17 protein-coding genes are annotated in these 13,274 nt (G+C 32.5%); 10 read left to right on the top strand and 7 right to left on the bottom strand.

Annotation, left to right across the window (positions count from 1 at the left end; genetic code table 11):
* Window positions 1–17: 17 nt before the first annotated feature.
* Window positions 18–1,712 (top strand): ATP-grasp domain-containing protein, encoded by a 1,695-nt coding sequence (locus IJI93_RS07050; protein WP_292821608.1) that lies wholly within the window; start codon window positions 18–20, stop codon window positions 1,710–1,712.
* Window positions 1,713–1,718: 6 nt separating this feature from the next.
* Here IJI93_RS07050 and IJI93_RS07045 read toward each other — a convergent pair whose 3' ends face one another.
* The 3 genes from IJI93_RS07045 to IJI93_RS07035 all read right to left on the bottom strand — a co-directional run bounded on the left by IJI93_RS07045 (window position 1,719) and on the right by IJI93_RS07035 (window position 3,802).
* Window positions 1,719–2,162, bottom strand: a complete 444-nt coding sequence (locus IJI93_RS07045; protein WP_292821607.1) for a hypothetical protein — start codon at window positions 2,160–2,162, stop codon at window positions 1,719–1,721.
* Between the two features lie 2 nt (window positions 2,163–2,164).
* Complete coding sequence (locus tag IJI93_RS07040; RefSeq protein WP_292821605.1) at window positions 2,165–2,653, bottom strand: hypothetical protein; 489 nt, start codon at window positions 2,651–2,653, stop codon at window positions 2,165–2,167.
* 195 nt (window positions 2,654–2,848) lie between these two features.
* Window positions 2,849–3,802: a ketopantoate reductase family protein gene (locus tag IJI93_RS07035; protein WP_292821603.1), complete on the bottom strand. Its 954-nt coding sequence runs from the start codon at window positions 3,800–3,802 to the stop codon at window positions 2,849–2,851.
* Between the two features lie 145 nt (window positions 3,803–3,947).
* On the opposite strand from IJI93_RS07035, the gene IJI93_RS07030 reads away from it, so the two are divergent.
* Window positions 3,948–5,390 (top strand): GNAT family N-acetyltransferase, encoded by a 1,443-nt coding sequence (locus tag IJI93_RS07030; protein WP_292821601.1) that lies wholly within the window; start codon window positions 3,948–3,950, stop codon window positions 5,388–5,390.
* Between the two features lie 12 nt (window positions 5,391–5,402).
* Here the strand turns inward: IJI93_RS07030 and IJI93_RS07025 are convergent, their stop codons facing one another.
* Window positions 5,403–6,110 (bottom strand): PD-(D/E)XK nuclease family protein, encoded by a 708-nt coding sequence (locus IJI93_RS07025; RefSeq protein WP_292821599.1) that lies wholly within the window; start codon window positions 6,108–6,110, stop codon window positions 5,403–5,405.
* Between the two features lie 89 nt (window positions 6,111–6,199).
* Window positions 6,200–6,673, bottom strand: a complete 474-nt coding sequence (locus IJI93_RS07020; RefSeq protein ID WP_292821597.1) for a hypothetical protein — start codon at window positions 6,671–6,673, stop codon at window positions 6,200–6,202.
* A 121-nt stretch (window positions 6,674–6,794) separates the two neighbouring features.
* Here IJI93_RS07020 and IJI93_RS07015 point away from each other — a divergent pair, with 121 nt between their 5' ends.
* The 3 genes from IJI93_RS07015 to IJI93_RS07005 are packed head-to-tail and all read left to right on the top strand — an operon-like array spanning window position 6,795 to window position 8,085.
* Complete coding sequence (locus IJI93_RS07015; RefSeq protein WP_292821595.1) at window positions 6,795–7,337, top strand: flavodoxin family protein; 543 nt, start codon at window positions 6,795–6,797, stop codon at window positions 7,335–7,337.
* 40 nt (window positions 7,338–7,377) lie between these two features.
* Window positions 7,378–7,614, top strand: coding sequence for an ATP-binding protein (locus IJI93_RS07010; RefSeq protein WP_292821593.1), 237 nt, complete (start codon window positions 7,378–7,380; stop codon window positions 7,612–7,614).
* 42 nt (window positions 7,615–7,656) lie between these two features.
* On the top strand, window positions 7,657–8,085 hold the full coding sequence (locus IJI93_RS07005; RefSeq protein WP_292821591.1) for an NUDIX domain-containing protein: 429 nt from the start codon (window positions 7,657–7,659) through the stop codon (window positions 8,083–8,085).
* A gap of 12 nt (window positions 8,086–8,097) precedes the next feature.
* Here the strand turns inward: IJI93_RS07005 and IJI93_RS07000 are convergent, their stop codons facing one another.
* Window positions 8,098–8,394, bottom strand: coding sequence for a putative quinol monooxygenase (locus IJI93_RS07000; RefSeq protein WP_292821589.1), 297 nt, complete (start codon window positions 8,392–8,394; stop codon window positions 8,098–8,100).
* A gap of 186 nt (window positions 8,395–8,580) precedes the next feature.
* Between IJI93_RS07000 and IJI93_RS06995 the strand changes: the two genes are divergently transcribed.
* The gene (locus IJI93_RS06995; RefSeq protein WP_292821587.1) at window positions 8,581–9,534 is read left to right on the top strand and encodes a malate dehydrogenase; all 954 of its coding nucleotides are present in this window, start codon (window positions 8,581–8,583) and stop codon (window positions 9,532–9,534) included.
* 9 nt (window positions 9,535–9,543) lie between these two features.
* On the opposite strand, the gene IJI93_RS06990 is transcribed toward IJI93_RS06995, so the two are convergent.
* A complete protein-coding gene (locus IJI93_RS06990) occupies window positions 9,544–10,065 on the bottom strand; it encodes a nitroreductase family protein (protein WP_292821585.1) in 522 nt (173 codons plus the stop codon).
* 102 nt (window positions 10,066–10,167) lie between these two features.
* Here IJI93_RS06990 and IJI93_RS06985 point away from each other — a divergent pair, with 102 nt between their 5' ends.
* The 4 genes from IJI93_RS06985 to IJI93_RS06970 are packed head-to-tail and all read left to right on the top strand — an operon-like array spanning window position 10,168 to window position 13,269.
* Window positions 10,168–11,070: a hypothetical protein gene (locus IJI93_RS06985; protein WP_292821583.1), complete on the top strand. Its 903-nt coding sequence runs from the start codon at window positions 10,168–10,170 to the stop codon at window positions 11,068–11,070.
* 5 nt (window positions 11,071–11,075) lie between these two features.
* A complete protein-coding gene (locus IJI93_RS06980) occupies window positions 11,076–11,672 on the top strand; it encodes a zinc ribbon domain-containing protein (protein ID WP_292821696.1) in 597 nt (198 codons plus the stop codon).
* 10 nt (window positions 11,673–11,682) lie between these two features.
* Window positions 11,683–12,825 (top strand): toxic anion resistance protein, encoded by a 1,143-nt coding sequence (locus tag IJI93_RS06975; RefSeq protein WP_292821581.1) that lies wholly within the window; start codon window positions 11,683–11,685, stop codon window positions 12,823–12,825.
* A gap of 6 nt (window positions 12,826–12,831) precedes the next feature.
* Window positions 12,832–13,269, top strand: a complete 438-nt coding sequence (locus tag IJI93_RS06970) for a hypothetical protein (protein WP_292821579.1) — start codon at window positions 12,832–12,834, stop codon at window positions 13,267–13,269.
* Window positions 13,270–13,274 lie beyond the last annotated feature (5 nt).

Below are 13,274 nucleotides of genomic sequence, written 5' to 3'. Positions count from 1 at the left end.
CCAAATAAGTGATAATCATGAGTAATATAATCATTGTTCAATGCATGTCAACGGGTATTAATTATGTTCAAGACATTATCGATAGAAATCACAATCCCATTATTTTGGAATTGAAGCTTCAAAATGACTCCGATGAAGCAAGGCATTACCTCGAAGAAGTTAGAAGTTGCTATGATTTAATAGATAATGATTTTGAGTTGATTTATGAAAAGGATTCCTATGAAGAAACACTTGAAATGGTTAAGGCATATGATCCATTATTGATTGTTCCCGGAACTGAAGAAGGGGTCATACTGGCTACCAAATTATCCAATGATTTGAATCTTTTATGCAATCCTATTGAAAATATTGATGCGATGACTTTAAAAGATGAAATGCATAATAGATTGGCTGAAAACGGTCTTCGCTACATTAAGGGAAGCGTTGTCAAATCAGTGGAGGAAGCCATTGATTATTATGAAAGGGAAGGCTTGAAAAAAGTTGTTGTAAAACCTGTTTACAGTGCGGCATCTGTTGGTGTTAAGATTTGTATGAATAAACAGGAGATGATTAGGGATATTGATGAATTGTTTTCATTGAAGGGTGTTTATGGAAATGATATAAATGGCATATTAATTCAGGAATTTATTGATGGTGTGGAATATGTGGTAAATACTGTATCCTGCAAGGGCATTCATCGTGTAACTACAATCTGGAAGTATAATAAGGTAAATACATCTGAAGGGGGCCATATTTATGATTATGATGAAACTGTTGATGAATTGTCTCTTGGCGAATCAGAACTTGTAGAATATGCATATGATGTTTGCGATGCTTTAGGAATTCAATATGGTCCAGTTCATGGAGAGTATATGGTTGATGAAAATGGGCCTGTTTTAATTGAGGTGAATTGCAGGCCGCATGGAGGTAATTTGGAGGCAAATTTTTTAGATAAGATTTCCGGTCAGCATGAAACCGACAGTTGTCTGGATTCCTATTTAAATCCGGATAAATTTAATCATGAACGAAAAAAGAAATATGAGCTATTTGCCAAGGGGGTCATCAAATCTTTCATTGTTCCAAAGGATATGATTGCCAAGTCTGCACCAATTGAAAATATCAGCACCAAATTAAAAAGTCATTATAAAACCATGATTACTCAAATAACCGAGGTTCAACCATTTTTAAAAACACAAGACCTGGAAACAAGCTGTGGGGATGTTTATTTAGTTCATGAAGATCCATATCAGGTTTATAAAGATGTTAATCTTTTACGTGATATTGAAAGAAAAGCCTTTCAATTGGTATTGAGTGAAGAAGATGACAACGAAATTCCTGTTGAGCAGGATGAAATTTATAGGGACATTGAATCTCTATGTAATCAGGCTACTACATATGGAACAGGATTATTGGTTACAGACAATGTGTTTGAAGATTTAAATATATTGCAAGTGAGTCCTGAAAATATAAAAGAGCTTAACGGAAAATTTGATTGTGTCATTGTTAATTTAAACAAAAGTTTATTAGATATACAGGATTATGGTACTGTAAGTATATTTTTGGAAATCTTGGATAAAGTTAAAGTAGGCGGTTTGATCATTGTTCCAAAGACAACTTATGAATTCATGCCTAATTCAAGAGTTGGTGCAGAAGCCTTAATTAAGTCTTTGGATTTAAAAATAGAATTGCCTTTGCACCATATGCCAAGAATGATTATAGCATCTAAAAGATAATGAATTCTAAAAATTTCCGTTTCTGTCCATATTGAAGTTTTGTGAATGCGGATTTATTACAAAACCTTGGAAATGCTCATCCTCATCAGCCATTTTAGAAATATCCTCTGGAGTTAAAACTTTCATTTCCAATTTATCTAAAAATAAGCCAGATATTTTAGCGCTTCCAACAGCATATTCCCTAATGTCTGTAAATATTGGGATGATATATTCCTTGCTTGCCTCAGTTAGAGTTAGTTTAACTGGTCTGTCTATTTCATCAACCAAAGTAAAGTAAATCTCTTTGGGATATGTATTTTTGATGTTTGCCTTAACAGCTTCAAGCTCAACTGCATCTTCGGTTTTAAGCTTTTTAGCCATATCCGCATAGATTTGGATATAGTCTTTAAGCTGGCTTTTGGAAGCTTTCACATTGTTTTTTTGATAATCTTCATAATCTTTAGGGTTCATATTTACTCACAACAATCGTGAACGTCTTCACCACCGATAACGAAATCCCATTGTGGTGCATTGATTGCAAGGCCAATAAATCCTTCATCTTCAGCATAATCGCTAATGATTTCATTGCCTATTTGCTTATCGCAGATAAATTCATTTTCTCCGAATTGCTCTTTAAAAACTTCAATAGCTTCATCAGCTTCCGCTTCATCAGTATAAACAGGAATGACAAATTCTTCTTTTTCTTCATCTTCTTCACTAATGATTAATGCTACAATTTCCTTATCTTCACTGTTCGCATTCAATACGACGATGAATTCTTCATGGAATACTTGGTGTTCGATTTCATGGTAGATTTCACCTAACTGTTCAAGTTGTTCCTTGTTATCATCTTCAAAGGAGTCGTCGAGTTCATCATTTTCATCCAAAGCATTTTCGATTTTTTCATTCAAATCGTCATCAATTTCAATAAATTTTTCCACTAATTCTTTAAGTTCGCTCATAATATCACTGAAATATAATTATAAAATAAGTTTTAAAAACAAATGAACATTCTCTTCCTAAACACCACTAAAGGAATACAAACGAATGCTCATTTCAACCATCACCATTGTTCATATTATAAAAAAATAGTATATAACAATATGAACAATACTATTTTAATTTTCAACATATATAAAGGTTTAGTATAATATTGGTTATTTAAACTCATTTTCAATAGATTTGATTAGATTATAGATGATTCTATTTGTACTGACATCAACATTATTTTTTTCTCCCAGTTCTATAACCTTACCATTCAGAGATTCAATTTCGGTTTTAATTTCCCTTTGGATATCTTGGTGTGTTGATGAGTAATGTCCATATGTATCCGGAACTAGCTTTGAATAGAATACCTCTTTGTACTCATTTGCCGTATTCCAAAGTGTTGAGTATCCTGATGCCTTGATGACATCAAATATTTCATCTATTATATTGTCCATTATCTGTTTTGAATATTCGTTTTCGGTTAATTTTCCATAGTTTACGTCAAGTATGGCTCCCAAAGGATTGAGTGCACAGTTATAAAGCATTTTTGCCCATAAGTATCTGTCCAATTCGTTAGTGAGTTCACATCTGATTCCTGAATTGGTTATCATGTCAGCTATTTCCTGAAGACATTTCGGATTTTCATGCTGCAGAGATCCAATTAAAATAGGTTCGGTATATACTGTCACTTCACTGATATTTCTTTGAGGACGTGTAAAGCCTGTAATCACACGGGCTGAGAAGACTTCCTTTTTGGAAAAGTATTTCAGATAATATTCATCGTTTCCAAATCCGTTTTGGAAAATAATTATTTTTCCGTTTTCCTTTAATATTCTTTTATTTTCATTTAGATTATGAGCAATTTCTTCATTTGCAGTTGTTTTGCTTGTAATGAAAATATAGTCAAATGAATCACTTTTTATGCTTTCGTAATCTTCGTATACATTAATATCTTTACTATCAAAACGGTAATGTGTAAACAGTCCGCATCTTTCAATTCCATTTTCCTTAATTGCAGTGGCTGTTTTTCCTCTTGCAAAAATTGAAATGTTTGCGCCCTGTGATTTCACGGATGTTGCAAGACCAATTCCTACAGCTCCTGCTCCAACTATTAAAATGTTCATATTAATTGATTTATAGCTTTAAGAATATATTTTTTTGGATAACTCAAATTATATTATTTTTTTAACCTAAACAACTTTCTATAATAGAATAATTTAAATATAGTTAATTTAAATATTATTTCAAGTAATATTTGGGGTATGCTACATGGATAATTTTGAATTTTTACTTAGAAAAGACAATATTCAGAAAATCTATCTAAGTGAAAATAATTTTGATGTTTTAGATATTTTAAAAGAAAATTATGATTATATTCTGAAATCCATGTATGAAGAAGGATTAAATGTCAAAAGTCCTAACTGCAGTTTATTTAAAGAGATAGTCTATGACAATAGGGTTGTTGGTTTTTGCTCATATGATTTTTCAAGAGAATTTATAACTGCTGCCTTAAACAATATCTATGTAATGCCTCAATTTAGAGGAAACAGGCTATTTTTATCGGAACTCGAAAAAACAATGGTTGAACACAATAAGCCGAGTATTGTGGAGCCAACAAGATTAATTGTTGAACTTTTAATTAAATATGGTTATGCTGAATATATTTGCAGGGATATTGTTGCAAGTTCAATAGAATTCATTGTTCCCGGTGAGCATGTCATATCAAACGCTGATTATGATTCAAAAGAGGAATTATCAACCCATTTTTATGATTTGAATACCTGTGCCAGCATTCATTTTCTAGATTTGGAAAAATCTTTAATTGCTTATAGTTCTCCTTTGAATTACGATATAAATCATTATGACTGTTTGGAGAAAAGAAAATCTATTGACGGGGAATATCTCTCAAAAATTAAAGAAGTGTTTAGCGATGAAGAAAAACTGATGAAAATTGTTTTGGACCTTGAGGGAAAGCTTTCCTTAAAGTCATATACCCTTGAGGAAATTATAGGGTCTGACGATGAGTTGTCACCCTATCTCGAATCGTTAATTGATGATGCGCATGTAACTTTTGATGATGCATTGAAAATCAAACAGCAAATCAAAGAGGAATATGAAGCTGGAATGATTTTAAATGATTCACTGTTAATAAGATTGGCTTATCTATTTGAAAAACCAACTGAACCTGCCATTAAATCACATAGTGATGTTTGCCAATACTGTAATATGCCAGTTGATAATCATGATAAGTTTTGCCATTTCTGTGGAATAAACTTAAAATATAATCCAGATGAAATGTTTGACAGCTTGTCTGAAACTATCAAGTATCAGAATTCTGATTTTAAAGAGGATATAAGATATGTTGCTTATAAGTTTTTAAGGTTAATCAATGAAGGAATAGAATTTGATTATGCTGTTTTAACCATTGAAAATACATATAACATAGATTGGGTTAAAATTAATGAGTTTTTAAATGATAATGGCTATTTCACTGATGAAATCACTGAAGAGGGTTATGATTTCTTGTTCAATCATCCCCTTAACTATTATGAGGAATTTAACATGAGCTGCATTGATTATACTGATTTTGAAAGGTATTTTTATGAAAATGACAATTTGCCTGGAATTGAAATATGTCTGAATTATTTAAATCAGTTTAAGCAAGATGAAGACGTTCAAGAAATCATAGATGAAATTAATAGTCTCAAGTAAATAATTTCAGATTCAATATTCATCACAAAGATCGCTATAGGTGCAGTATTTACATAGGAATTGCCTTCGACGAGGAAATATCCCATTGTTGATGTCCTTTCTGACTTTACGCAATGTGTCAACAGCTTCATTGATTTCATTTTGATTCAGGTATTTGCGTTTATTGTCCTCATCACAAACGTCCAATAGCCTTAATTTTCCATTTTTTGTAAAGAATATCCCTACTGCAGAAACCTTTCTGTCATATACATTTTCAACAAGGAGCTTATAATAACATAATTCCAGACGATATTTTGAAAATGAGCTTGATCTGCCGGTTTTATAGTCAATGACCACCAGTTCATTGTTTTCATCTTCCAAAATAATATCACAGATTCCAGAGAATCTGTTTTCTTCGTCAAGCAAATATTCTTCATTTGAAAATAGGGAATAATCATTTTCAACAAACATCTCATCAAAAAATGTGCTTAAATTATCAATATGTGCTGTTAAATCATACTCCATATCCAAATCATGGGCGATTTTTAAAAGTTCGTTGTATGTGTCAATATCGCAAATGTCATCACCGAACTTTTCTGTAAACTTCTCAGCAATCAAATGGACATCACTTCCAAGAGCCATATATTTGTTTTCAGGAACTTCGATCTCATCAATATACTGAAATTTAAACTCTAAAGGACACTTGAGATATGAATTAACTTTTGATTTTGATAATTTCATAAAATAGTTTTTGTAAAAAGTTTTTAAAATAATTTTTGAAGTTAAAAAAATAGGTTTTGAGAGATTAAACTCTCATTAAATTAATTTTATTAAATTGTATCAATAATCTGTTTACAATGGTTAATGAAATAGTCACTGTTTTCATAAGTTGTGTTGTATCCACTAATCTTGTAACTTTGACCATTCTTATTGAAATAGATGTCAGTATTGTAACTTTCAAGACCCTCTTGATATAAGAAATAAGCAGTTACTCCATTCTGATCAATTTGCTGGCTGGAAGTATAGGAGCTTCCGTTAGCTAAATTATTATAGATTGTTGAAAGATTCTCTGTGGGGTTAATTGTTTGAACAAGAATATTTACACCGGTATTGTTATCAACATATCTAGCGGAAGTATTATTTATTGGGATCATTGTAAAGTTGCTATCAAGACTTGGAAATGCATTTTCACTAACTACAGTTTCATTTGTTTGTGGGGAAGTAATATTAAATCCGTTAACACCAACATTGATACCTACATAAATAACAATTAGAATTATAAGTAAAGCATATAGCTTTTTCATAAATCTTCACCTTATTACTTTATTTGATTTTTAAGTATATATAATTAATTTAATCATTAAAATAATATTTATATATTTTTTTAGATAAACTATTATTATCAAATTATTTGGAGAGAAATAAATGAAAATTATAGCACTTCAAGCTAGTCCACGTAAAGGCGGAAATTGTGATGTATTGATGGATGAAATGATTAAGGGAATTGAGGAAAATGGCGGAGAAGTAGTCAAATACTACCTTGAAGGTGAAGACATCGCCCCATGTAAAGCATGCATGTACTGTGCTGAACATCCGGAATGTGTCCGTGATGATGACGGAAACAAGATTTTAAATGATTTGGTTGCTGCAGATGGCGTAATATTTGCAACTCCAATTTATTATGGTCAAATGTCTGCTCAGGGCAAGTTAATAATTGACAGATTCTATAGTATTGGTCAAAATCCAGATAAAAGCTTATCCGGAAAGGCCGCTTTAATTTTCACTGAAAACCAACCTGAAGGAACATATGCAGACTACATTGAATTGACTAAATTTTCACCGTTTACCTTCATGGGATATGAGGTTATCGGTCATGTGGATGCAGGAAGCGCCGGACCTGCTGGAATTGTTGCAGAAGAGCAAGCTGATAAATTGAAAGAAGCATATGAACTTGGCAAAAAGTTTTAAATTAACTTAAAACTTTTTTTTTTAATTTTTTTTGATTAAAATGGGTTTAGGTTCTTTTTTTAGAAGAAATAAGGAAGACAAAACTGAAGAAGTTGTTGAATCTCACATTGATATCAATACTGATGATTGTGGGGGATGTGAGAAATGCTCTATTGCATGTCCCAATAATGTGCTTATTATTGTAGATGGCATTTCATCTGTCAGGGACCCTCAGGTTTGTAAAAGCTGTAAGGTATGCATGGCGATTTGTCCAAATGACTGCATTACTGTAAACTAATTTTCAAATATATTGATAAAATATTTTAAGATAGGTTGTTTTATGAGAAAAGACATGTGGGGATTGTCCGTTCGGGGAATCTGTGAAGCGGATGATAAGATTTTGCTTCTTAAAGTAAGATCAAAATCCGGCCACGATGCAAACAAATGGGAAATTCCGGGAGGCAAGGTCAAAAAAGGAGAATTTTTTGACGATGCACTTAGAAGAGAATTTTTAGAAGAGACAGGTCTTGAAATTACAATCGAGTCCCTTTTTAATGCTATTCAGAATGACTATACTGCATGCAAGACAAATGAGCAGGTAAAATCCATACAGCTCATCATGAAAGTAACTGCTGAAATTGATGAAGTCAATATAAGTGAGGAACATGACGATTTTAAATGGTTTGCAAAAGAAGAGATAAGAGAATTATATGAAAATGATTTGCTTTCAAAAGCAGCTTCAAACGCTTTAAAAAAAGTAATAGATTAAAAAATAGGGAGATTATAGGTTTAAATCTTCAGCACCTATAACTTGAATATCCATCTTTTCCACGAAATCTTCGGTTTCACTGCCAAACAATTGGAAGTGAGATGAGGCCATATGTTCTTTCAACGCATCCAATGATTGCCATTTTTCAATAAATGTTAATGTATTGTCATTTAAAGATTTCAACAACTGATAATCAATATTTCCTTCTTCACAAAGAGTATTTTCTATCAAATCATCTGACAATTCAATGACTGTATCTTTACAACCTGATTTAGGATATACTTTAGCAAGAACGAGAATGTAATCCATAATTTTTTTCTCCTATAAACTTGTTAAATTTAGTTAATGCTTTTATAATATTTAATTATTTTGTTTATTTTTTCTCAATAATTTTTATATGGAGTTTATTTTTTCATTATTAGAAAAATGTTTTCTAATAGTAAATAATTGAAATTTTATTAAAGTTTTTTATAGAATAATTTACAAATTAAAAATATGGTAAAGGTAAGTATTTTAGGATCAACTGGTATTATAGGAAAGAATGTCGCATTTACATTAGCAAGAGCCGATACAGTTGATGAGATAGTTTTATATGCAAGGCCTCAAAGTGTGGAAAAAGCCAGAGGTGAAACATTCGATATGTATGATGCTTTGGCTGCGGAGGATATTGACTGTACATTAACTCCTACTTCTGATTTTAATGATATTCATGGTTCTGCTATTGTATTAATTGCTGCGGGCACTCCAAGACAAGAAGGAATGAACAGACGTGATTTAGCTCTTCCGAATGCAAAAATAGTGAGGGCTTATGCAAAACAAATAGCTCTTCACGCGCCGGATTCAATCATCTTGGTTGCAACTAATCCAGTTGATATAATGACAACAGTGGCATTGGAATATTCCGGTTTTGATAAAAAGAGAGTTATCGGAATCGGCAACCACTTGGATTCTTTAAGATTAAAAGCATATATATCCAACTATTTAAACATTAACAGTTCAGAGGTTCATACCAGGGTTATTGGCGAACATGGAGACCATATGGTTCCGCTTTTAAGTTCGACAACAATAGGAGGTATTCCTTTAAAGTATTTTATTCGAGAAGTTGATATTGATGTAATGAGACTTATCAAAAGGCTTAAGAATGCAGGAAATACCATTATCAGTAAGAAAGGCGCTACGGAATATGGTCCGGCATTTGCAATTTCAAACTTAATTTCCACAGTCATTACTGATAGCCATAAGATTTTAACTGTAAGCACTTATCTTGATGGTCAAATTGAGGGTGTCAGTGATGTTTCATTAGGTGTTCCGGTTGTTTTATCGAAAAAGGGAATAGCCATGATTGTGCCAATTCATATGAACGATTATGAAAAGGAAAAGTTTTTTGAAGCTGCTAATGTTGTTAAAGAAACAACTGATTTTGTTTTAAATGAACTAAAAGAAGATTAGAAAGTAAAATTACACCAAAAAGTGAATTCTACTTTTATCCATATCTTCAAGGGTATGCGGCTTGACTTCACCTTCAGGCATTCCTAGTGCAAGTATTCCGACAACTCTGAAATAGTCATCAACGCCAATAATGTCTTTAACTACTTTTTCGGAATCTTCACCATCGGCAGTTTGCCTTAGGTGAATTTGAACCCAACAGCTGCCGACATCCAGGCTTGCAGCCATCAGATGCATATAACCGAGGGCTATTGAAGAGTCCTCAATCCAGGTGTCTGAAATTAAAGTATTTGCAACCACAACTATTGCCTTGCTTGAATTTGCCAACATTTCAGCCCCTGTCTTTTTAGATTTGGATAGTTTTTTGAGGGTTTCTTTATTTTCCACAATTAAAAAATTGCATGGTTTTCTGTTTCTGCTGGTTGGAGCCAAAAGCCCTGCCTGCAATATTTTGTCCAAATCCTTTCTTAAAACATCTTCTCCGCTGTATTTACGAACACTTCTTCTTTTGAGCAATAAATCAATGAATTCCATTAAATCACCGGGTAAATCTTTCAATGTATTAACAATTTAAATACAAATATTTAAAAACATTAATATAAATATATCTAAATATATTTTCATTGGAGAATTGCAATGGCTATTGAAAACTCAAAAACTGGTGAAATAGATAAATTAAAATCTCCCTTAAAATACGATGATTTAAAGGTTTATGATATTAAGGGAAGTCAAATAAACTGTATTGAAACACTTTCCGATTTAAAATTCATCATCGAACCTGATCCAAATATTTTAAGTGAGGAAGAAATATTGGAATATGCTCCTGAGTCTCGGGAAGCTGCTAAAATCAGGCTTCAGAGGGGCGTTGGCAGCAACTCTGATGTTTTGATTATCAATGATTCCGTTCCCTATGTATTGGGATTATATTATACGATTTTAGTCTGTATGGCAATTCCTGTCTTTTATGGAGGAAATGGTCTTGCAATGTTTTTAGTCTTGATATTGGCTATTATTCCATTGCTTTATTTATATTATATCTTTAACTTAAAACAGTATGTAAGCAAAAGCTCAAGTAAAACTGGCAAATCTAAGACAGTTAAAACCACTCGAAGCCAAGGAATTGCAAGTCCTGATGAAGGTTTGGAATCTCTTAAAAAATACACTAAGGAAGTTGAAGAGTTAAGGGACATATTTGACGAAAAAGAGGAAACTGTCAGGGGCTTAATTGAAAAACGTTTTAAACCTCCTCAAATCACATATGATAGATTCATGGCGACAATTGATAAGTCACACGATCTGTTTTATAGTGAGGCGGATGGCGCATTGAATATTGCTAAATTGGCCGTTGAGGACACTCCAAGAGTTGAAAGTGAACTTGAAAATAAGATTGGTACCTTAAAATCAATCATTGACCAGATAGAGGATTTAACCAATGAACTTGTAATCAATATAAGTTCAGATGAAAAATCACATGATGATGTTAAAAATCTGATAGATGATATGGAAAACTTGATTGATTCCGTTAAGGAGTATGAGTGATTGAAATGACAAAACGCTGCCCGAAATGTGGAAAGGAAATACCTGATGAATCAAATTTCTGTCTGTCTTGCGGATACGACATTAACAATGATTCAAGAAAATCAGACATATTTTCAAACGGAAAAATATTTCTTGCACTGATTTTTGTTGTGCTTATTGTAGGCGGTATTTTAATATTTTCAATGACGGGCAATAACAGTCAGGCTAATGCGGGTGATGATTTAAGTAGGGAAGCCGGTGAATTTTCATTGACCATTAGCGATATTAATGGTTATTATAGTGATGAGAATAAAGATTACTTCTATTGGGTAGAAGTGTTGTTCCAAAAAGTGCCTTCCAATAAAAATGATTATATTGTTAAAACAACGTATTTGGATGAAAATAATACTGATTTGGGTCATGAAATTGAATCTCTATCAAATGTTTATTATGAAACAGATTATCCTATTTCAGTAGGTTATCATACTTCTTATAAATATATTGATGTTGATTCTGTTAAAGTTGAAATAATTAGAGATGGAACAGTTATTAAACAATGTTCTGCAAAAATGGATAAGAATACATTGAATTTTGATAAACCAGAAATTAATGAAACAAAATAAAGGTGATAGAATGGCTGAATTTTCATTGGATGTTGATGAAATAAAAAAAGATGTTGAAACTACTCTTAAAGAGGAAGAAGAAAAATTAGAAAATTCCAATCTTAAAGATAAAGCTAGTGAAAATGCTGTTGCAATTTTTGAAGCTGATTTAAATAATCCAACTGAAAGAGAAGGAATTTTAAGACCTTTAGAAAGCTTCGGTTTAGATGACATGTCTAAATCCGCTTCTAGAAATGAACTTTTAGCTACCCGATTTGCGGATATAAACAAAGGCGGCAAGGAAGCTGAAAATATTGGAGATAAACTTTCTGAACTTGACAGGCAGATGAAAGATTTGGATCCAAGTAAAGTGGACTTCACTAAAAAAGGCTTTTTAGGAGACCTGATGAATCCTGTCCGCAAATACTTCGCGAAATATGAAAAGGCGGAAACAGCTATATCAAACATTATAGAATCATTGGACCACAGCGGCAAAGTATTGCAAAATGATAATGTTACCTTGTTAAATGAAGAAAACTACTTGAGGGAAGTTACAAATAAGCTTCTTGCAGATATTGAACTGGGAAAAAGCATGGATGAATCCATCGAAATGCAAATCCAACAGGCCGAAATCGACGGGGTTGAACCGGAAAAGATTGCATTTGTTCGTGAAGAGATTTTATTCCCGCTCAGGCAAAGGATAATGGACATGCAGCAAATGATTGTTGTAAACCAGCAAGGTATTGTTTCACTAAATGTTATTAGAAGAAACAACAAGGAATTAATCCGTGGAGTCAACAGGGCTAAAAACGTAACAGTATCCGCATTAAGAACCGGTGTAATGGTTGCTAGTGCATTATATGATCAAAAAATTGTAATGGATAAGATTAATATTCTAAATTCCACTACTGAAAGCATTATAGAATCAACTTCCCACATGCTTAAAGAGCAAGGAAGTGAAATCCAAAAGCACAGTGCCGAGGCTATGATTTCTCCTGATGTTTTAAAGGCTTCCTTTGCAGAAGCACTTTCTGCCATTGAAGATGTAAGTACCTATAAGGAACAGGCTCTTCCTAAAATGAAGGAAACAATACTTATGTTCAGTGACATGGCTGATGAAGGTCAAAAAGTGGTTGAAAAAATCGAAACTAAAAATACAGGTGCAATTGAATAAGTATTGATGATTATGAATACATTTGAAAAAATTAAAAAATCATGGTGGGTATTGTTCCCATTCACATTTATATTTCCAGGATTTGGTTTTATCTACATAGGATTAAAGGCATCAAACAAAAACTGGATTATAGAGGGAATTACATATGAAATACCTTGGCTTTTTTATTTCATAGCTTGCAGTATGTTTCCTGCAAGAATAATGGTACTTTATTATATATGGTTGTTACTTCTAGCAGCGTTTATAGCGTTAGTAAGGTCAATAATGGTGGCCTTAAAGCTTATTGAGGTATATGAAAAAAATGATACTCCACAGATAAGTGCAACCACCACTTCAAGCGGGTCTGCCACTACAGCAAACAAAGACAATGATTCCAATTGGGCTAATTGCTGCGGTTGTTTAATTTTAATATTCATAATTTTTGCGATAATATCAATTCTATAGAATGA

Origin of the sequence: Methanobrevibacter sp. (genome assembly GCF_017431965.1) — an archaeon.
GTDB lineage: Archaea > Methanobacteriota > Methanobacteria > Methanobacteriales > Methanobacteriaceae > Methanocatella.
The sequence above is the reverse complement of the archived record's forward strand: the minus strand, read 5'-3'. Positions and strand labels throughout refer to the sequence as shown.